Raw genomic sequence first — 21,551 nt, forward strand, 5'->3', positions numbered from 1 at the left:
ACAAGATAATTCAAGAATGATTATGTGCGTATCGTTAGCTCAAGAAATTAATCGAGTTTCTTGATGTGGGGAATAGCACCTAGTGACTGAGTGGCATCTACAAGCAACAGGGGCCCATTCTCTCTGCATATCCTTCCTAAAGCTTTGATATCCAGGCAATAACCTGTCTGATACTGTACATGACTCACTGCTACCACCTTGATCTTTTCCTTTCTGATCATAGCAGCTGTCTTTTCCAAATTGAGGCTTCCATCTTTCTCCCAACCCTGATAGTATAGTTTATATTCGTGTAACTGCCAGGGTAAGCACAATGAAGGATAATCATGATCAAGTAGCAGCACCCTATCCAGAGAAGTAAGCATTTGAACAACGTAATTCATGCCTACCGAAAAACTGGTAACCAGTGCAATTTCATCATGAGCTGCATTGATAAATTCGGCGAGCTTTTCTTTCAGGCTTATTATCTTGCAATACCAATCACGCCGTTCCTGCCCTCCGTGCTGTAAAAAAATTTGATAATATTGCTGCGCGCATTCAGCAGTTGCTTTGGAAATTAATCCGCAGCTTGGAGTATTTAAATAAGTATATTTTTGGGTGGCAGGATATTGCTCTTTAATGGATGACCAGTTTGTCATTATTCAAAAAACTTCTGCAAAAAAGATATTAAGGCACATAAAAAAAGCAGGCCAAATGGCCTGCTTCTGATGCGATGATCTATAGTGAATTAATAACGTTGATTGCTAAATCTACGACCACCACCGCCGTTTCCTCCTTCAGTCTTAGGACGAGCTTTGTTTACTTTGATAGCTCTTCCCTGAACTTCTGCTCCGTCAAGTTCCTCAATAGCAGTAAGCGCATCGTTTTCGTCAGGCATTTCTACAAAGCCAAAACCTCTTGATTGACCAGTTTCGCGGTCACTGATAACTTTGGCAGAAGATACCTCACCGTACTCTTCAAATAATTCTCTTAGATTTTCGTCTTGAACCTTATAGTTTAGGTTCGCTACATAAATGTTCATGATACTGAAATTAATAAATAAGCACTATTAGACAGGAAGTACAGAGGGTGAATAAAATCTGATTTGATCATACACAACACAGCCATAAGTCCTGGCTAAAACAAATGTAAGTCTTTTTCTCAGACTTTTATCAAGTAAGTCAAATATTTTTATGATATTTTTTACATGTCAAATACCGCTCAATCTCTATAAAATCTCATATATGGATATAAAGTCAAATTAAAATACATTTCATTTTTTATATTTTTACCTGAATGAATCAGAAAATAGGTAAAGCCACAAACACCTTTACCCCTTAAATTATAATGGTACTACCTTTATCCGGTAAGGTGATGAATGGCAAAAAAATGTGCTGAGCTATTGTTCAAGCACTTGGTTTTTGATATCACATTTTTTGAAAGCTTTAAGCCCTTGGGTGTTGGTTGTGCAATCGTTTTCAGTGATTTCAATTTACAAATATCATTTTTTTTATTATCGCCTTATCAACAGTTCTGTAAAATCAAGGATTTATTGATTCAAGTAGCTGACAATTTGACGTTTAAGACTGCTCATAATTTAATTCTTGAAAGTAAATATTTTAAGCTGATAAAATTACAGTTGGGGTTTATCTTTCAGATTATCCTGGCAATATTAGTAAAGTCTGTTCGTTCGAAATCGTAAAAAAAGGAACCCAAGGGCTCCTTTAATACATTGTTTTACTTTTAAGGTTTCTTCATAGAAAAGGGAAAGTCTTCCGCATCTGTACCTCTATCTTTAGCTGGCTGCTCACTCATCTCCAGCTCAAGTGTACCGCCTTTCAGAATCTTCTCATGTTCTATATAGTTATGCGTATAAATTTGTCCATTTAGGCTAGCCTCCTCAATGTAGGGCGTATCCATTTCATTACCCTCAGCATCAATCATGAACGTTTTGCCATTGGGCAAGTGCAAAGTGACTTTCTCAAATATAGGACTTCCCAAGACATATTGCTGTGTACCAGGTGTAACCGGATAGAATCCCATAGCTGAAAATACATACCAGGCTGAGGTTTGTCCATTATCCTCATCGCCACAGTAACCATCAGGATGTGGAGTATACAACTTATTCATTATGTTACGCACATGGTACTGGGTTTTCCAGGGCTGCCCTGCATAGTTATAAAGATACACCATATGCTGGATGGGCTGGTTGCCATGTGCATACTGCCCCATATTGACAATCTGCATTTCACGAATTTCGTGAATCGGAAAGCCATAATATGAATCATCAAAAATTGGGGGAAGGGTAAAGACAGAATCCAGCTTTTTCACAAGAGCATCATGACCTCCCATCAGTTGACTCAGGCCTTCAATGTCCTGAAAGACCGACCAGCTATAGTGCCAGCTGTTTCCTTCAGTAAATGCGTCACCCCATTTAAAGGGATTAAAAGGCTGCTGGAAAGTGCCATCTTCATTTTTACCCCGCATCAACCCGGTTTCCTCATCAAAAAGCTTGTGGTAGTTTTGGGCCCTTTTTTCGTATAACCCTATCTCTTTTTTGGGTTTACCCAAAGCTTTAGCCAGTTCAGCGATGTTAAAATCAGCAAAAGCATACTCAAGAGTACGGGCGGCATTTTCATTGATACCTACATCATAGGGTACATAGCCTAACTCATTGTAGTAATCAGCGCCATAGCGGCCTACTGAATGAATAGGTCCTACACTTTTGGTATTCTTGATCATGGCTTCGTACAAAGTCTCAATATCATAACCGCGAATACCTTTCAGATAGGAGTCAGCGATATTCACAGCAGAGTTAGAGCCAATCATACTACCTCGGTGGCCGGGGCTTGCCCACTCAGGAAGCCAGCCGCTCTCTTGGTAGGTGTTGACCAGGCCCCGCATCACTTGGCTGTTGAACTCAGGGTACATAAGGGTAAAGAAAGGAAATACTGCACGAAAGGTATCCCAGAAGCCATTATCCGTGAACATGTATCCCGGAAGCACTTCTCCATTATAGGGGCTATAATGCACCATCTCATCCTGTGAATTGAACTCGTAAAACTTGCGGGGGAACAATAAAATCCGATACAGGCAAGAGTAAAAAGTAGCTTTCTGTTCTCTAGTACCTCCTTCTACTTCTATCCTGCTCAGTTCATTGTTCCAGCGATCCTCTGCCCTGCTCAATATGGTATCAAAGTCAGCATCTCCAACTTCGCGATCAAGATTCAGTGCTGCTTGTTCAGGACTGATGAATGAAGAAGCTACTTTCACGGTGACTACTTCACCTTTGGTGGTAGAAAAGCCAACAAAACCTCCGGTATGATTTCCTTCCGCAGAAGTACTGTTTTCCTGCATTACACTATCTTCCCAGGTGTGTGTGAAATCAAAGTCTTTGCTAAACTCCGCTACAAAATAATTATGAAAATTATCAGGCACACCTCCCGAATTATTTCTGCAGTAGCCGGTAATCTTTCTTCCTGCTTTATCAATATTCACTTTTGAACCTTTATTAAAAGCATCCAGCAAGATGTAAGAAGTATCGCTTTCAGGAAAAGTAAAGCGGAATACTGCTGCTCTTTCAGTAGGAGTTACTTCTACCATCACGTCATAGTCAGCCAGATAAATACTGTAGTAGTGAGGCTTGGCGACTTCAGCTTTGTGAGAAAACCAACTTCCTCTCTCCTCTTCATCAAAAATAGGCTGCCCGGTCATGGCCATTAATGCAAAGGCGGCATAATCATTGATCCAGGGACTGGGCTGATGCGTCTGCTTAATTCCTCTGATCTGGTAATCGTCATATTTATAGCCCCAGCCATCCCCCATATCACTGGTTTGTGGTGTCCAGAAGTTCATCCCCCAGGGCAGGGCAACTGCCGGATAGGTATTGCCATTGGAAAGCTTAAATTCAGAATCAGTACCCATCAAAGTATTGACATAATCAAGCGGCTGTTCACTCTGCTGCGCCTGCGCTGCAGTAAACAGACATAGAATTGTAAACAGAAAAGCAGTGTATGTAGAAAATTTGAGGATGTATTTCATGCGTGTTTATATTTGAAGATTAAGCGCTTTGTCATTCATTAATCAAATACGCTGAAAGTATCTTTTCAGATCATTAAGGTCTAAATTAAGGACACGGTACACTTTAGTTTGATCCTATTAAATTAAGTGGCATGAATGAGCCACCTATAGCCTCACATAATGTAGCAGAACGACTGGGTATGAAATTTTTGAACTACTTATGGAAGATGGTAAGCCTACTGTTTTCTACAAGATTGATAAAAACCCAAAAACCTAACAGCTTGGTACAGTAAACAAAATACCGCCACCCTGATCAGGATGACGGTATCTAACATAAAGTGGTATGTGCTTATTCAGTGTATCCTTCGTTTTGTTCAAGCTGAGGATTTCTTTGCAGCTCTCTCTGAGGAATAGGCAATAACATATGCTTCTCCTCATAGGTCTGACCCCAGGTATTTTCGTGTCCTACTAATGGCGCAAATTCAATTTCACCATTAGCTTCTTGGGCTGTCTCAGGATAAGTTCTGGTTCTGATCATGTCAAACCACAATTTGAAGTCAAAAACCAGTTCGCGATAACGCTCTTCCCATACTTCTTCTACAAACTCATCAACTGAAAGACCGGTCAATTCATCTCTGATCTCACTGATATCCTGCTTCCAGTAAGCTCTGCTTCTCACCTGAGCCAGGTAATCAATTGCTTCGGCATTTACACCCTCCGAAAGGGCAATTGACTCAGCCGCTGTTAGCAGTACTTCAGAATAACTCAATGCTCTGGCATCTTTTCCGGAAGTAGCAGTTTGGAAAAGCGCCTCATCATCGTGCCAGATATAGGGTGTGGGAGGGAAAGTTGAAGTTGATCCATCTCCGTGCGTAAAAGTTGTATGGAAATACTGCTTGTTCTGAGCACGTAAGTCATTCTCCTGATCATAGCCCCACATGAATTCATCCACGGGCTGGTAAGCACCGTTGGTGATGGCATACTCTACATCGCTGGCATAAGCTACCGGATAAGACCACTGAGGATAAGTAGAGGTCTCAATACCTACCAGATATTCAACGAGGTAGATGTATTCTTCAGCCAAAGCTTCTTCTCGTCTGATCTTGTTATAAGCAGAGTTTTCAAAGTCAATTTCTCCCTCTACCATATCATTTTGTACCAGTGAATATGTTCCGCTATTGATGACCATACGCGCCATTTCAGCGGCATCGGCGTAATGATCTTCCTGCAATGGATATCCACTCATGGTAAGATAAACTTCTGAGAGTAAAGTCGCCGCTGCTCCCTGAGTTACCCGGAAAGCATTGTTCACCATGGCTGCCTCTGAAAGTCCACCTTCATTTACAGCAAACTCCAAATCACTTACGATCAGGTCATAAACGTCAGCAATAGGGCTGCCAGGTACGTAGATGTCTTCAATAGCTTCGTAAGGCTCTACTATCAAAGGTACTTCACCGTAAAAGCGTACCAGGTAAAAGTAAGCGAAAGCACGAAAGAAACGAGCTTCTGCCATCAGCCTGTTTGCATCGCTATCAGATAAGCCGGGAGTTTCGGGGATATACTTGATCGCATTATTTGCTCTGGCAATAGCCAGGTATAGGTCTGACCATATACCATTTGAAAAACCGTCTATGTTGGTTCCGTTCAATGTAAGCTGCTGAGCAAACTGGATATAAGGCTCCTGTCCTTTATACTCATTATCAAAGAAGCCTGATAAATATGGTCCGTACATTCCTCGTTTACCGGAATATACTCCTCCGGTAGAGTACATTTGAGGAGCACCTACCCGGTACAATGCATTCACCGCATTTTCAGCGTGTGCAGGTTCAGTGAAAAACTGGTTTAAGCTTATCTCATCTCTGGGAACTTCCTCCAGAAAATCGTCGCAGGAATAGAAAAGCGTCCCCGCGATCATTAGCATGAATACTTTAGATATATATTTCATGTGTCTGTAATTTATTTATTGAAGCCACATGAAATGAGCATTTTCCTTTCATAATCCATTGCTTCATCTATGCTCATTTCATGCCTGTTCATTGTGTTGATTAGAACTGAAAGTTTACGCCCACAGTATAAGTTCTGGGACGAGGGTACTGGAAAAAGAACATGTTCTGTCCCCATTGATTACCTCCCCAAGATGTAGCCTCAGGATCAAGTCCCTGGAAATCATCAGAACTGATTACAAAGGCATTCTGAACGCTGGCGTATACTCTCATGTTTCCAATATTTAATCGCTCCATCATGGCATTATCAAAGTTGTAACCGAGTGTAATCAGGTTTCCTCTCAGGTAAGAACCATCTGCTACCCAGCGGCTATCCACCTGGCTGTTCTGACCAGCATAAGCCTGATTTCTGATTTCCTGTACCATAGTATTCTGGTTTTCAGGAGTCCATCCTTCGGTAAGGATTGTTCTCAGACCGTTGGCAATTCCTGAACGGTCTTCAGTAGAGTGATAGAACTGCTGAAGGATATCAACATCGTATACAAACTGAAGATCTACTGTGAAGTCAAAGTTGCCGTATCTGAAGTTGTTTATGAAGCTACCTGTCCATTTTGGCAAACCATTTCCAATGATTTTCTGCTCAGCAGAACGCTTGGCTTCACCGGGAACAGCACCTACAGCTTCAGCCTCATCAGCCTCATCAAGGTTCCAGGTGCCTAATCTTTCGTATCCCCAGAAAGAGCTCAATGGCTCACCAACTCTCAGGATGGTCTGGCTACCAGATACCCAGTTAGGACCAGGGAAGATATCCTCATCATTTTCACCCAGCTTTTCAATGCGGTTCTGGTTGTAGTTAAAGTTGAGCGTGGTATTCCAGCTAAACTGATTGTTCTCAAAATTGGTGGTATTCAGCATTACTTCTATACCACGGTTAGATACAGATCCTATATTATCAAATACAGAAGCAAATCCGGTAGTCTGAGGTAAAGGTCTGTTGAGCAACAAATCAGTAGTAAGCTTATAGTAGTAGTCAAACTCCAGTGAAACTTTGTAGTTAAACATTGACAAGTTGAAACCGATGTCAAACTGTTCAGTTTTTTCCCATTCCAGATTAGGATTTGAAAGTCTGTTTACCACACTTGATGTAGCACGCTGTCCGTTGAGTAATACTGTTCCTGAAGAAACTGTAGCCAGTGACTGGTAAATAGGAATCTCAGTATTACCGGTGATACCGTAGCTAGATCTCAGTTTTAACTGACTGATAAAGTCTAAATTTTCCAGGAAGGATTCTTCAGAAAGCATCCAGCCTACCCCTACTGAAGGGAAGAAACCGTACTTGTTGTTTTGTCCAAAACGAGAAGAACCGTCTATTCTACCCGTTAGTGTCAGCATGTACTTATCTGCATAGGTATAGCCACCTCTTAAGAAGTAAGAATTCAATGTCCATTCGTCATAGTAAGAAGTAGGAGCATCGGGCTGACTGGCCGCTCCCATATTATAGTACCTGAAGAAGTCGTCAGCAAAACCGCGAGTAGTGATGCCAAAACCTTCTTCTATACGCTGCTGCCAGCTGAGACCCAGCACCCCATTGATACGGTGTTGTCCAAAGTCTTTGTTATAATTAAGGAAAGTCTCTTCCTGCCAGTACATTACTCTTTCATTGGCCTGATTAGCTGTACCTAATGGATCAGAAATATTGATCAGATCTGTAGGGCTATAGTTTTGGAACAATCTGTCGTGCTTGTCAAAACCAAATTGAGTTCTGAGGTCAAGTCCATCCGCGATATGGAATACGAAATATGTGTTTCCAAATAGCTGAGTACGCTTTCTGATTCTATCCTGTGTTTCCAGCACATGAACCGGATTAGCCATTGCCTCCAGGTTGTAAGGATCAGAAATCATCTGGCTATTACTGTAGGTGCCGTCAGGAAATCTTACCGGGAAGATAGGAGGCATCTCAATCATGGTACGGCGTGGCATCTGGTATCCACCACCTTCGTCAAATTCGTTTTCTTTGGTGTAGTTTGCCAAGAGGTTGAAACCGAACGTAAACCAATCTTTAGGTTTTCCTTCGTAAGCAATTTTACCATATACACGATCCAGGTAATTGTTCAGCATGGTACCCTCCATACGAGAGTAGTTCAGGAAAGCACCGTATGAAGACTTTTCGCTTTTCTGACGGATAGAAAACTGATGGTTGTGCGAAACTGCAGTACGCGTAGCTTCTTCCTGCCAATCCGTATCGTATAACGGATTTCCGTTCTCATCAAAAAGATCAGGATCATTGGTAGTGAAAACCGGATTGCTATCAGGACGATATTTAGGGGTATTTTCCATACCGATTCTTACCACATCCAGCCATTCTTCAGCATTCAGCAGGTCCATTTTCTTTCTTAATGTACCTACACTGACATAGCCATCATAACCTACGATCAAGCCTTCGGTATTTGCTCCTCTTTTGGTAGTAACCAAGATCACTCCATTGGCACCTCTTGAACCGTAGATCGCAGTGGCAGAAGCATCTTTTAATACTTCCATGCTCTGGATATCATTAGGATTTAGGAACTGAATATCTTCCATAACAACTCCATCTACTACGTAAAGCGGAGAAGAATTAGCATTGATGGTTCCTAAACCACGGATAAGTACGCGAGGGCTGCTGGTAGGTGAGCCTGAGTTCAGGAAAACATTCACACCAGCTACCTTTCCCTGTAGTCCTTGTAAAGCATTATTAACCGGAGCTTTAAGCAACTCTTCAGAGCTTACCATTCCTATCGCACCAGTTACATCAGACTTTTTCTGAGTACCATAACCCACTACCACTACTTCACTGAGTGATTGGATGTCTGGCATCAATTCCAGGTTGATAGTAGTACGGTTGTTAATAGCAACTTCTTCTGTTGTATAACCGATAGAAGAAAAAACCAGCGTAGTCACATCATCGGCTACACTTAGTCGGTATTCACCATTCATATTGGTGACTGTACCCGTAGTAGTGCCCTGAGCAAGAATGCTTACACCGGGAAGCGGATCTCCGGTTTCACCGTCGGTAACTACACCACTGATAGTCTGTTGCATCATGATAGGTGCAATATTAGCATTCATGGAAGTCAGAAAAGCGGGAGCTTTCGGCTTCTCTACTACGTCAGACTTGGTCTCAATCCTATTGATATTCTGTTCCTGTGCCTTTTGAATGATATAATGTTTGTCGCTAACCCTTTTATATTTCAGTTTAAGCGGAGTCAAAGCATCATCCAGCACCTTTTCCAGGTTCTCTTCATTCTCGCTGTTTAAATTTACCTGTTTGTCCTTCACCAGATTACCATCGTAGGCAAAGCTGATTGCATATTCTTTTTCCAATTTAGATAAAAAGCTATCCAAGGAAACCGGATTGTTTTGCTGATCATCATCAGCATCTCGGTTGCCTTCCACCATGTCCATTGCAGCCAACTTATAAGAAGGAGCAACATCTATTGCATTCACTTCCGTGGCCGATGCCCAACCCTGGGCTTGTACTAAAGGCGGGGCAAAAAAATGTAGCATCATTAAAAATGCCCCTGTAACTCTGGTAAGTTTGGGTTTCATAACAAATAATTTAATTAGAATATGATAGTAGTGGCCCACATCTTTATGCAGGCTTAAATAGGTCCTTTGTTAATACTTATTTTTTACAATCAACACTTCTCCTTCCTTTTCAATTTTTAGCTGGAATGCTTCCTCAATCAAGGTTTGCAGTAGAGGCAGGTTTTCGCGAGAAACTTCGGCTGTAAAAATGTAATCGCGCATCTCAACTTCTTCAAACTCAATCTTAATACCATAGTACTGATAGATTTCCTCGGCTATCTTGCCCAGGCTCTCATTTTCAAAAATGAAGAAGTTATCCTGCCAGGCCAGTTCTTTAGATTCTTTGGCCAACTCCTTTCTGATCTTTCCTTCTTTCTCATTCAACTCCACAGCTTCACCGGGGGCCATGAGCAAATTTTCACGAGTATTAACATTGGCTACTTTCACCGAACCTTCTTCCAACATCACTCGGGTATTGCCATCACGACTTTTCACATTAAAATGTGTTCCCAAAACCTGCACATCCAGGTTTGGCGTATGTACGATAAATGTACTAGCCTCCTCATCCAGTTTGAGTTTGTTGACCTTAAAAAAAGCTTCACCTTCCAACCAAACCTCTCTTACATCATTGTTATGAAGGTTTCGCTGTACTTTAAGACTGGAATTTGCGTTAAGTAAGACCTCAGTACCATCTGCCAGCTGAAAAGTCTGATTTTCCTGATAGGCAGTCTCATAGTGATCAAAGGGCATGACAATAAATAGATAGTAGAGCAGCCCACTCAAAACCATTAGCGCAGTGAAAGAAGCAGCAAACTTCCACCTGACAGTGAAGAAATTAGGTTTTATAACTTTGGCTTCATCGGCTCTCTGATCTACCTTGAGGTAGATTGCTGCCAGGCAATTTTCTTTTTCAGTATCTGAAAGCTTCTTCTCGGGAACACTTAACGCTCCTGTCATCAGGAGAGCTTCATTAAAAACATCTTTCTTTTCAGGATATAGCTCTAAAAAATGATCCCAGAATCGGTCATTACCTCCCTGAACCCAGGCCTGGAAGCTTTCATCCAGGATGAAATCGTTGAGTTGGTAAGTTTCGTAGTTTTCTTTATTCATGAGTCTGTTGCTGTAATAAGTAGTTACAGCAATGCTCCATTGTGCCCCATGACAAGACGAAAAAATTTATTTTTTACATTATGATCAACGAAAAGAACTTATTGTTAAAAATTACGCAATGATTAATAAAAATCATTAACAAATCAACCATAAAAACAGCAATTGCAAGGCGGGTGAATAAGGAGAAATTTGCTCTTTCAGCAGGTCAATAGCCCGATAAGCAAGTTTATACACTGTACGGGTTTGCACAGACATTACCTCAGCAATTTCATGAAAGCTTAGTTGATTGTAAAAACGTAAATAGATTACCTCTTTTTGCTTTTCTGTGAGCTTGCCAAAGGCAGTGGTAATTTGCTGTACCTGTTCTTCTGCTAAAGTTTCATTGGCTTCTGTTACCTTTAGCAAGTGCATCTCAAAAAAACTGCTATACTCCTCTGTGTCATAAACATATTCGCGATCGCTGTAAATCTTTCGCAGTAGTTTTCGGCGCAATCCACCCAATAGATAAGACCGGAGAGAAAGTATGGTATCCAGTTCTTGCCTTTTTTCCCATAAGTCAGCAAAGAGGTCCTGGATACAGTCTTCTACAAGTTCGCGATTGGCATTAAACTTCGTACCGTAATTATGGAGTGCATCAATATGCTGATGGTATACTTCTTCAAACTGCCGCATATCACTGGAAGAAGATTGATTAGTATATTGCTGTATATGTTTTCTATCCACTCTCACAAATTTTCCTAAATCTATAAAATACTGCCGACTATCTATAATTTACTAAATTTTTAGCAGTAAACTTAGTTGATTTTACTCTTTTATCAATAGTACTTTTACAAAAGTATTTTGTGCATCTATCAATAATTCAAAACAATAAATATAGCAGTAAACCTTAGAAAGAGGTTAGAATATTGGCATTCGTATTTATTTCGCTTTAATCTTTCATTTCTTTTCTGACTATAATTTTACAGACTACTTTATCAATCTTCGTTAAAATTGATTTACAAAAAAATTTACTGCTACATATTAATGTGCGATAAAATTCCAATAAAAAAAAGGGTGGCTTATTTTAACTCTTATTCTTATCCTGACAATCATGTCTATCATTATGATTCCTTTTTATCAATCAAACTATACTGCGGCATATTTTCTGATATTGGGCTGTTGGGCCTCGGCGGTCTCCACAAACCGGAAATGTATTATGCAATTAAACTCAAATACTTATTACCTTCTTTAGTGAAGTAAAAAAATTAGGGTTTCCGCACCAAAATATGGGATTGACCTTTTCTAGCTCAGAAACAAAGATTTTAATTTTTGTCTCTATTGAGAAGCAGATTCAAAAACTGCGTTTATTGCTTGTATAGCTAATCTGCGAAATTTGGTGCGGAAGCCCTATAAAAAAATCTATTCTTTTCATAGACGCATGTCCTTTTTCTATTTTTGTTAAGGCAAAATTCTTTAAATCAAAGCTTTATGGAAAAATTCAAGCTATCACCATTTGAGGCCATATCTTCTTTACACGAAAGTGGTCAGGTATTTACCAAACTTTTTGAACATGGTAGCCTCTCTGTTGAAATCTATAAACCTGATCAAACCGATCAACAAAAACCTCATACGCGCGATGAAATCTACGTGATCATATCCGGCAGTGGAAAATTTATGCTGGAAAATGAGACTGTCAACTTTGCCCCCGGTGACTTCCTCTTTGTTCCTGCCAGAAAAGCCCATCACTTCTTTGAATTTAGTGATGACTTCTCCACCTGGGTGTTTTTTTATGGCCCTGAGGGAGGTGAATCTCCTTCTCACTGATCAGAAATACTATTCTTATCAATTCTTCTTACTCTGATTGAGACGATAATTAAGTGTAAGATTGATCTGACGGGGGCTACGCAGTGAATTACGTCTGGTATAGAAAATGTCACCTTCAGTAATACTTCGGTCACGATTGCTCCTGAATACATCCACAACATTTAGCGTCAGTGTACCATTATTATTGAATACATCTCGGGTAATAGCAAGGTCAAGAAAAGCAATCGCCAGTTGTCTTCCCTGAGGGGTTTGCTGCGGAGCCTCGTAGCTGGCTCGTAATTGCAAATCAGTATTGCCCCATAAGGTAAAGCGAGAGTTGAGTCTACCAAACCAGGTGTAGGTATCACTTTCAAAAGACTGGTCCAGGTTGGTACCGTCTATGATGGAGCGATAAAAATTCAGATTCAGGTCCATCTTCCACCAGCCTATTGGCTGATAGGAAGTAATAAATTCTGCCCCGTAGGCATCTTCCATGACCAAATTAAAGGGACGGGTAGTAGAATTCCCTTCTTCATCTACTTCACGAATTCGCAGTATCTTATCATCCGTATGCCGGTAATAAATTGCAGAGCTAATAGACGCGGTTTCAAAATACTTAATATGCCCCGCCTCAATAGAATGTGTATACTCAGGATTCAGGTCAGGGTTACCACTGAAAAAATTACGGTTATCAAAAAAAGTGACGAAAGGCGTTAGGTCATTGTAGGTAGGACGGTGAAGACGTCGGCTGTAGCTAAGTTGTAAAGCGTGCTCATTAGGTAAATCATAGGTAAAATGAGCTGATGGAAAGAGGTTAAAATAGTCTCTTTTGTTGACTTCATCTGTTTGCAACAATTCGGTAGCCAAATCTGTATACTCCCCTCTCAATCCTAGCTGATACCCTATTTTATTAGTTTTGTTGCCCACGATCATGTAAGCAGCATAGATATTTTCATCGTAGTAAAAATCATTGTCCAGCCCTTCTAGCGGTATCCACTCATTATCACGCAACTCAGTAACCAGGTAATCATTGGTAATATCTCTAAGTGTATTTCGAATTCCGGTTTCAAGTTTGCCTTCTACGCCAAAAGGATAAACATAATCTGCCTGCAATAAGAGTTGCTTTTCAGTTTCGTAATTTATAGACTGCTGAAACTCATCAGGTTCACCACTGGGCGTATTGTCAGACAAAAAAGACTTCTGGGTATACAACTGGTCCGAATCCTCCCAATTGTCTATATACGTTAAGATAGCGGTAAGCTCATGGTCCTCCTTGCCAAAATTCCGCTTGTAGTTGAGCGAATATTCCAGGTTGGGCTCAATTTCATCTTCATCCTGATACCTGCGGGTAATGGATTGCAAGTTTTCATTAGTGAAAAAATAGTCCATATATTCTATTTCCGTATTTCTTGTACCCTTGGCATGGCGATAGGTAAAAGAGGTCGTTAGAATATTATTCTCATTGAAAAAGTAGTCAGCACCAAACTGTATATTATTGTTCAGCACAGTCTGACGACTGATATTATTCTGCCGGGTGATAAAAGTAGTGTCTACTGTATAAACTTCCTGATAGAGGCTGTTGTAGGGGTTTTCAATATTACGGTAGATCAAGCCGTAATTAATGAAGAAATTGAGGTTTTCACGACGGTAGTTAAGATTAATCGCCGCACCATAATTATCAGGCTGCCCTACCGTAAAATCAAAAGAACCATTGATTCCTTCACTCTGCTCTTTTTTGAGCACAATATTGATAATGCCAGCCATCCCTTCTGCCTGATAGCGTGCTGATGGATTAGTAATGATCTCTACATTATCAACCAGACCTCCCTGTAGTTGTCTTAACCCCTCAGCACCATCAAAACTCAATAAGCCAGACGGTTTACCATCTATCAGAATTTGCACATTATTGCTTCCTCTCAGACTCACGTTCCCCTCCCCATCTACCGTAATTGAGGGTAGGTTACCCAGAATATCGGCAGCGGTTCGGCCGGCATTGATTGGGTCCTGACTTACGTTGAACACTTTCTTATCCAGGGCCAGTTCAACCAGATCTTTTTCTCCCTCTACGATCACTTCCTCTAGGTCAGTTGATTGCGCCTCTATGGGTATTTCTCCCAGATTCATAGGCCCCTGGCCTGCTTTAAGGGTGAGGTCATTCAGGCGCTTAGCAGCATAACCCATAAAATTGACGGTAGCATAATAATCACCAGCACTAGCTTCCAGGCTAAAAGCACCATTTTGATCAGTTATTCCTCCACTAATCAGACTGCTATCCTGCAAATGAAACAGACTTACGGTAGCATAAGGAAGAGCTTCCTGAGTGTCAGCGTCCACCACTTTACCCCGAATGGCTATTTTTGTCCCTTGGTCCTGGGCCCATAGCGGAGTAGAAAAAAACAATCCATTGCTAAAAAAGAGAACAAGAAATAAGACTTTAAGATAAATATGTCCTTGCCCGGCTGAAGTCTGCATACTGATAAAGAGTAGGTTTAGGTTGTCTGCTTTTACCACGCAAAATAGCATATGATGTTGAGAAAAGTAGATTTTAAGCCTAAGTATCCTAAAAATTAGATTAAACCTCTTTGGCAGTAGACAAAAAAATATGAGTAAGAAGCATTTTAAAAACCCTGAGAATCATTTGCGATACAGCAGTGCTAACTGTCAAACGCATTTCTTACTTAAGTGGAAAAGTAACAGTAATAAGCCTGTAGTGTAATTTTAAAAAATGCTTCATTAGTATGCTGAGAAAAATAGCAAAAAAAATCCTCAGCATCTGTTGGTGCTGAGGACATCGGTTTGAAGGAGTAGTTGGTAAAACCTTTAATTACGCTGATTGAGCATACTTAGCATTGTTGATTTCATTCAGCCATTGTATTGCATCTTCCCGCTTATCAAAATACTGCATACTCAAGTGTGACTTTTCAACATGTTTGCGAACACTGTCCACATAATATTTTTTGAACACATCTTTTGAAACCAGTACTGCAATATTTCGCAATCCTTTTTGTACAGCAGTAGGGATCATTTGAGACTCTAACCATTTTCTATCTTCCGGTGAAACCAGTCCCTGGTCAGTAGTATCAGAAAGCCAGTTAGAAATTTTGTGTTTTTCTAAAGCTTCCACCCCTTTAGTAAAAATATCACGATACATCTGGCTACTAGTACGCTGTTTCCAGATCAGTTCAATTGTTTTTACATCTTCCAGATAGTTGATCTGTGCAAATTCATTTTTAAAATATTCCATTTTACTCTTTTTGCTGCCAAAGTAAGGCAGTCAAAATATGAATTACTTTGACAAAATACATCTTTACTTTCCCCGGTAAGATTTTGAGTAATTATGGTGTTAGGGGTAATAGTGATATCAAATATGTTTACTAAATGATATTGAAACTTCAAACCATAACACTTTTCATCACCTTCACTCTCCGGCTATATTCCCTAAAGCATTATTGTCAAACGTATTATCTGTCGCATCCAATGCGTTTCCATTATTAACAAAATCTATACCCCAGCCTCCACTATCTATGATTACACAATTTTCAACTTTAAGGGTGGCCTCACATTGCATCACGATATTACCCTGACCACCAGCATTGTACATCTGCCCCGCTCCTCCGCCAGAGATTTCACAGAATTCCAGGTGATTGAGCGAAGTACTGGAATTGATGCCTATACCCTGCCAGGTGCCCTGCCCTTCACTCACTCCTTTGAATATGATAGGGTTTTCAGCTGTTCCCACTGCATTAAACGAACCTGTATTATCAACACAATCAGCACCCGGATTACCAAGTTTGATTCCCGAAGAAGTTTCAAACTCCATCACTACACCCGGCTCAATAGTAAGCGCTCTTTCTACATAAGGAATACGTCCGTTATTGGCTACACTGATGCGATAAGGTACCTCCAGAGCGGCAACTGTCATATCGTTATCTGCCAGTACGCTTCCGGTAACATCTATGTAAGGATTGGCATTTCCTTCTTCAAATAGTGTAGTAGCATCCAGTTGATCAAGCTGATGAAAGTACAATGCTACAGGCGCAGCATTATTATCTGTTAATATATTATTTGTGAATTCTTCCAGCTCTGCGTCTTCATCGTGAATCACAATGCCATGATTACCACTCTGAGAGATAGTAGTATTCTGAATTTTAACCCTGCTTTCACACTGCAAAACTACGTTGGCAGGCTCATGACTGGCATTATATATTTTGGCAGCACCCGCACCACTGATATTACAATAAATCAATTGGTTATTAGGACTGGATGAGTTAAAACCAATGCCCAGCCAGCTTCCACTGCCCTCAGTAACTCCCCGGAAAGTAATGGGAGCATTTTCTGTACCTACGGCCTTCAAAGATGCGGTAGTAAGGCTACAATCAGCGCCTTGTTCACCTAATCTTAAAGCTGCGCCGGATGCAAACTCCAGAATCGCCCCTTCCTCAATAGTCAGTGAACTTTGTACGTAATAAGCATTATTTTCTACAAATCTATAGGGTACTTCCAAACTAGATATTGTACCATCGGTATCAAATACATTTCTTCTTACTTCTATATATTCCTGACCATTATCAGGAGAATATGTGGAAGTAGCATCCAGTAAGCTCAACTGACCAAAGTAGATACCAACCGGGGAAAGCTCATTGTCTGTAATTATATTTTCACTAAACTCTTCCAGGTCACTATCTTCTGTGATGAAAACACCATATCCATCATTATCTTCTATTCTGCAATTGACGATACTGGCACGTGATTCATCTTCGCGACTAAGCTGTACTGCTGCTTTTTCATCAGATTGGGCAGAAGCAGTTCTTCCCGCGTGCATGACTTCCACAAATTCCAGCCGGTTTTCAGGATGAGTTGACCCAAAATAGACTCCTTTCCAGACTCCTTTTTGCGCAGTGGTTCCAATAAATTTAATCGGATTTTCTTCACTCCCCACAGCTTTCAAACCGCCTCCATCACTGGTAAATAAACCGCTCTCTTCTCCTTCAAAAGCGATAATTACGCCTGGTTCAATGGTTAGCAACGCATCATTAGTGATAGAAATGGCACACTGTATCACGTAATCAACTTCATCTCCCTCTGCCACATCTTCCCAGGTAATTGAAGCGGTAATCTCGTTTTCATCGCAGTTATAAATATTATCCGGTACTTCCTCTTCTACTGTAAACGTAGGACCGGTGGCTGTCATATTATTTACTGTCACACTAACTACTCCGGTGGTGGCACCGTTGGGCACGTCAACAATTAACTCAGTAGAAGTAGCTGATTTGGCAGTAGCGCTTGAATTATTGAATTGTATTTGATTTTCAGAAATGGTCTCACTAAAATTTCTACCGCTTATACTTACTTCTGTACCAATCGTACCACTAGTAGGATTGATAGCTGTAATTACCGGAGGTTCTGGATCTGGTGTAGGATCATCATTCCCATCATCATTGCATTGAATGAAGAGAAAGAAAAATAGCAAAAGAAATAATGTCTTGCTTAGGGGCTGTTGCGAGTTCAGAAGTATCATGGCACATAATGTGTTTGGTTGAGTACATCTTAAAGTTACATCAGGCCTTATAGACCTTACCTTTGTACCTGAGCATTGTGCATGCTTACCCCGAAAGCCATGATGTAGTCACATCTATCTTCCCGCTGAATTGATTAACAACTTATCTGCATACTTCTTTGGGTTAGACGAATGACCAGTTTGTGTACTTATAAGTTAGTATTTTTTGGCGTAAGAATTGTAACCTGAGGATGAGAAATAATTTTAGCAAAGGGAAAAATGGGTGGAAGTAGACTATTGCTAATTATTTCAGCTATACATTTTGCATAAAAAAACCGGAAAACAGTGAAATCACCATCTTCCGGCATATAAGCTGAACTCACTTTATTGCTTAATTCGTATTAAACGGCTTATATCTTGCTTTTACAATCTGGAATACGCCATAACCGGCCAGACCAATCGCTACTACTCCCATCAGCCAGGGCCCGCCCGTGGAACTTAAAAAGCTGAAGACTTGGTCTGTACCGCCTGCTTGAGAAGAACTTGCAGTGATGGCAGCCCTGAAAAAGAAAAATGCTATAATGGAAAATACAACACCTCTAGCTATATATCCTGCCTTACCTAGTTTCATATATAAGTTTTTGATCTCTCTATTTACACCTCCATCTCTCACATCATCACCAAACTTATCTGCCCAACCTTTGTAAATTTGATATATTCCGTAAGCAAACGCTAATAAAGCCAATATACCTACCAGCCATTGTCCGGCAGGCTGTGCCAATAATTTAGCCGCGAGAGTCTGTTCTCCACCGCCTCCACTACTTCCTCCGGATCCAGCGATCATTTTAAAAGCTTGAAAAGCAAGGAAACCATGGATTACTCCACTTAATACATACCCTACTCTTTTAACAATACCTTCAGTATCATTTCCCTTATGTTCAGCATCTTTGACAGCTGCCACAAATCGCCAGATAGCGTAGCCTACAAAGCCTACAGCAACAATTCCCAAAAGAATTTTTCCAAAGGGTTGCGAAAGAATTTCCTGAAAAATTCCTGTCGTACCTGAAGTCTGCCCTCCAGCGCCAAAAGCTGCCATAGCAGCTAAAACCCCTATAAGTATGTAAATTGTACCTTTGGAAGCATAGCCAAAACGGGCAAGTTTCTCAACCCATTTTTCTGTTTCCGGAAGATTACCTTGAGCTTTCCTGCCAGCAGATTTGGCAGCTGTGGTAATATCATTCATGGTTAAAAAGTTTAGTTAGTAAAAATTAAAAAATGTCAATATTACTGTGATAACTAGTAATACTTGCTTAGTAGACAAATTGTTTTAGAATTTTTTGCTTTTCTTTATGGATTAGGGCTTCCGCATCAAATTTCGCAGATTAGCTATACAAGCAATAAACGCAGTTTTTGAATCTGCTTCTCAATAGAGACAAAAATTAAAATCTTTGTTTCTGCGCTAGAAAAGGTCAATCCCATATTTTTGTGCGGAAACCCTATATATAGATAGCCTTCCAGTTCTTTTTAACCTGGTTTTACAAATATTTTTGATCAGAGCTTCATGATATGCTCCGCCCATTGATCAATATCTTTCTGATAATGTGTCACCAGTATCAAAGTTTTTTCTTCATCCAGATATTGCTGCATATACCTGCTTACCAGCGCTTTTTGTTTAGGGTCCAGAAACTGAAACGGTTCATCCAGCAGCAAAAGCTCTTTTTCGTCCAGAAAGCATTGAATAAGTAATATAAGTTGCAACTGCCCCGATGACAATTGATGAACTGGCTTATTGACAAAGGAGTCTGACTGAAAGAAAGAAATGATATGTTTTAATTTCTCTTCATTATACGTTTTATAGTTCTGCTTAATATAGTCTAAAGCTTTACTTCTGATTCCTTGAGGATTCATAAAGCTGATCAGCTCCGGCCCCAGGTAGTTGATTCTTCTTTTGATATCCCAGATAGATTCTCCGCTTCCTCTTCGTTTACCGAAGAGGTAAATCTGCTGACTGTAAGCCAGCGGATGATCAGCGTAAATCAGACTGAAAAGAGTAGTTTTGCCTGAGCCATTCTTGCCCACCAGTGCCCACCTTTCTCCCTGATGAACGCTCCAGTTGAAGTCTTTCAGGATAACTTTCTCACCATACTGAATACGCAAGTCTTTCATTTCTACCACTGGGCTATCTGCTTTTGAGTGGATAGGTTTGTCTCGCTTTTGCGTGCTTACTTTTTCAGCAGGAGCAGAATAAAATCCCTGAGTCTCTATCTTATAATCATTGATTACTAATCTGCGATTGATTACTTCCGGTAATTCATGATAATGATCGCTAAGAATGACCTGCAGTTGCTGGGTAAGGGCTATATGGTCAATAAACGTACTGAGATGCTCTCTGCTCTCGTGATCTAAACCTTCAAAAGGATAATCCAGTAGCAAAAGGCGCGTATCTCCCTCCAACAGATAGAGGATGATCAGCACTTTTTTAAATTGGCCGTTGGATAGGCGGGTCAAAGGTAATTCCAGCAGATTTTTGATGCTAAAGCTACCCGGAAGCTCAAGGGCATCTACAAGCTTCAGCTTATCTTCAAAAACATCTTTCACCAGAGGAATACCTTCGTTAAAAGAACCGTAGTATCGCTGCTGATAAAAGAGCCCTTGATATTTTTTTAAGAGAGCATGAGCTGCATGAGCAGGAATATATCTTATCCTGCTGCGAAGTGCGTCAAAATATGCATTCCAGTCTTTTTCCTGTATAAAATCATAGATTACTTTTCCTTCAGAAACTTGTGCTTTGCCTGCCAAAAGTTCCAGCAGCAAAGTTTTGCCACTCCCGTTGTTTCCGCTGATAACCCAGTGCTCCCCCTCTTCAATCTTCCAGTTAAGACGATCAAATGTTTTCTTTCCTTGTTTAACTACGCTTACGTTTTGTACTTCTACCATTGTGCAAAGATAAACCTTCGTAGTAAAACCATAGTAAGCAGACAACTTACTGATCTATCAATTATGAAAGCGTGGGCAAATACCATTTATACCTTACGGCGAGTACGCGTAAAAGAATCACAAATACCATAGATCCCAGTGTACAGATCAGCTCGTCAATACCCAGGTACTGTAGTAATAGAAATAATAAGCCTCCTGAGATACAAGCGGTGGCATAAATTTCATTTCTAAAAATTAATGGAATACGATTAGAAAAGATATCTCTGAAAACGCCCCCGAATACGGCTGAGACAGTACCCATCATCACTGCCACAAGAGGAGAAAGTCCTGCCGCCAGCGTTTTTTGCAGGCCCAATAAGGTAAATAGTCCTATGCCAATGGCATCAAACAAAAACATGGTCTTGTGTAACTTCATAATCTGCTTCTTCAGAAAAAAAGTAAGCAGTATTCCTGCGAAGATGGCGTAGAGATAATGGAGATTCAACATCCAGCCTACGGGTATGCTTCCAATCAGTACGTCACGGATAGTGCCACCTCCTACTGCGGTAACAAATGCGATTACCGCCGCACCAAAGGGGTCCATCTTTCTTTCACTGGCAGCGATGGTGCCACTTACTGCAAATACTAAAGTACCTACAATATCCAGTATATACAGAAGGTTAGTCATAGGGGCGCAAGTTTAAGCATTCAAGTGCATTTTTGACGAGCAGAACAATAAAAAA

Annotated in this window: 14 protein-coding genes; 1 reads left to right on the forward strand and 13 read right to left on the reverse strand. The window is 40.6% G+C overall.

The window, feature by feature from the left end; genetic code table 11:
- Positions 1–47 precede the first annotated feature (47 nt).
- The 7 genes from WJR50_RS22000 to WJR50_RS22030 form a co-directional block, all read right to left on the reverse strand.
- Positions 48–635 carry an aminotransferase class V-fold PLP-dependent enzyme gene (locus WJR50_RS22000; protein ID WP_341295483.1) on the reverse strand — a complete coding sequence of 196 codons (588 nt, stop codon included), beginning with the start codon at positions 633–635 and terminating at the stop codon, positions 48–50.
- Between the two features lie 89 nt (positions 636–724).
- Entirely contained in the window at positions 725–1,018 is a 294-nt protein-coding gene (gene rbp / locus WJR50_RS22005) for an RNA-binding regulator (RefSeq protein ID WP_341295484.1), read from the reverse strand.
- 701 nt (positions 1,019–1,719) lie between these two features.
- Complete coding sequence (locus tag WJR50_RS22010) at positions 1,720–4,017, reverse strand: GH92 family glycosyl hydrolase (RefSeq protein ID WP_341295485.1); 2,298 nt, start codon at positions 4,015–4,017, stop codon at positions 1,720–1,722.
- A 328-nt stretch (positions 4,018–4,345) separates the two neighbouring features.
- On the reverse strand, positions 4,346–5,941 hold the full coding sequence (locus WJR50_RS22015; RefSeq protein WP_341295486.1) for a RagB/SusD family nutrient uptake outer membrane protein: 1,596 nt from the start codon (positions 5,939–5,941) through the stop codon (positions 4,346–4,348).
- A 100-nt stretch (positions 5,942–6,041) separates the two neighbouring features.
- Positions 6,042–9,524, reverse strand: coding sequence for a SusC/RagA family TonB-linked outer membrane protein (locus WJR50_RS22020; RefSeq protein ID WP_341295487.1), 3,483 nt, complete (start codon positions 9,522–9,524; stop codon positions 6,042–6,044).
- A 69-nt stretch (positions 9,525–9,593) separates the two neighbouring features.
- Entirely contained in the window at positions 9,594–10,613 is a 1,020-nt protein-coding gene (locus WJR50_RS22025) for a FecR family protein (RefSeq protein WP_341295488.1), read from the reverse strand.
- 135 nt (positions 10,614–10,748) lie between these two features.
- Positions 10,749–11,336 carry an RNA polymerase sigma factor gene (locus WJR50_RS22030; protein WP_341295489.1) on the reverse strand — a complete coding sequence of 196 codons (588 nt, stop codon included), beginning with the start codon at positions 11,334–11,336 and terminating at the stop codon, positions 10,749–10,751.
- 744 nt (positions 11,337–12,080) lie between these two features.
- Here WJR50_RS22030 and WJR50_RS22035 point away from each other — a divergent pair.
- Positions 12,081–12,416, forward strand: coding sequence for a cupin domain-containing protein (locus tag WJR50_RS22035; RefSeq protein ID WP_341295490.1), 336 nt, complete (start codon positions 12,081–12,083; stop codon positions 12,414–12,416).
- A gap of 18 nt (positions 12,417–12,434) precedes the next feature.
- On the opposite strand, the gene WJR50_RS22040 is transcribed toward WJR50_RS22035, so the two are convergent.
- The 6 genes from WJR50_RS22040 to WJR50_RS22065 all read right to left on the reverse strand — a co-directional run bounded on the left by WJR50_RS22040 (position 12,435) and on the right by WJR50_RS22065 (position 21,496).
- The gene (locus WJR50_RS22040) at positions 12,435–14,867 is read right to left on the reverse strand and encodes a TonB-dependent receptor domain-containing protein (RefSeq protein WP_341295491.1); all 2,433 of its coding nucleotides are present in this window, start codon (positions 14,865–14,867) and stop codon (positions 12,435–12,437) included.
- Positions 14,868–15,219: 352 nt separating this feature from the next.
- On the reverse strand, positions 15,220–15,639 hold the full coding sequence (locus tag WJR50_RS22045) for an STAS/SEC14 domain-containing protein (protein ID WP_341295492.1): 420 nt from the start codon (positions 15,637–15,639) through the stop codon (positions 15,220–15,222).
- A gap of 174 nt (positions 15,640–15,813) precedes the next feature.
- Entirely contained in the window at positions 15,814–17,913 is a 2,100-nt protein-coding gene (locus WJR50_RS22050) for an IPT/TIG domain-containing protein (protein ID WP_341295493.1), read from the reverse strand.
- A 370-nt stretch (positions 17,914–18,283) separates the two neighbouring features.
- Positions 18,284–19,135 carry a DUF1206 domain-containing protein gene (locus WJR50_RS22055; RefSeq protein ID WP_341295494.1) on the reverse strand — a complete coding sequence of 284 codons (852 nt, stop codon included), beginning with the start codon at positions 19,133–19,135 and terminating at the stop codon, positions 18,284–18,286.
- Positions 19,136–19,443: 308 nt separating this feature from the next.
- The gene (locus WJR50_RS22060) at positions 19,444–20,829 is read right to left on the reverse strand and encodes an ATP-binding cassette domain-containing protein (protein ID WP_341295495.1); all 1,386 of its coding nucleotides are present in this window, start codon (positions 20,827–20,829) and stop codon (positions 19,444–19,446) included.
- A gap of 61 nt (positions 20,830–20,890) precedes the next feature.
- Positions 20,891–21,496 (reverse strand): trimeric intracellular cation channel family protein, encoded by a 606-nt coding sequence (locus tag WJR50_RS22065; RefSeq protein ID WP_341295496.1) that lies wholly within the window; start codon positions 21,494–21,496, stop codon positions 20,891–20,893.
- Positions 21,497–21,551: the final 55 nt, after the last annotated feature.

The sequence above is a fragment of the Catalinimonas locisalis genome (genome assembly GCF_038039535.1).
Classification (GTDB): Bacteria; Bacteroidota; Bacteroidia; order Cytophagales; family Cyclobacteriaceae; genus Catalinimonas.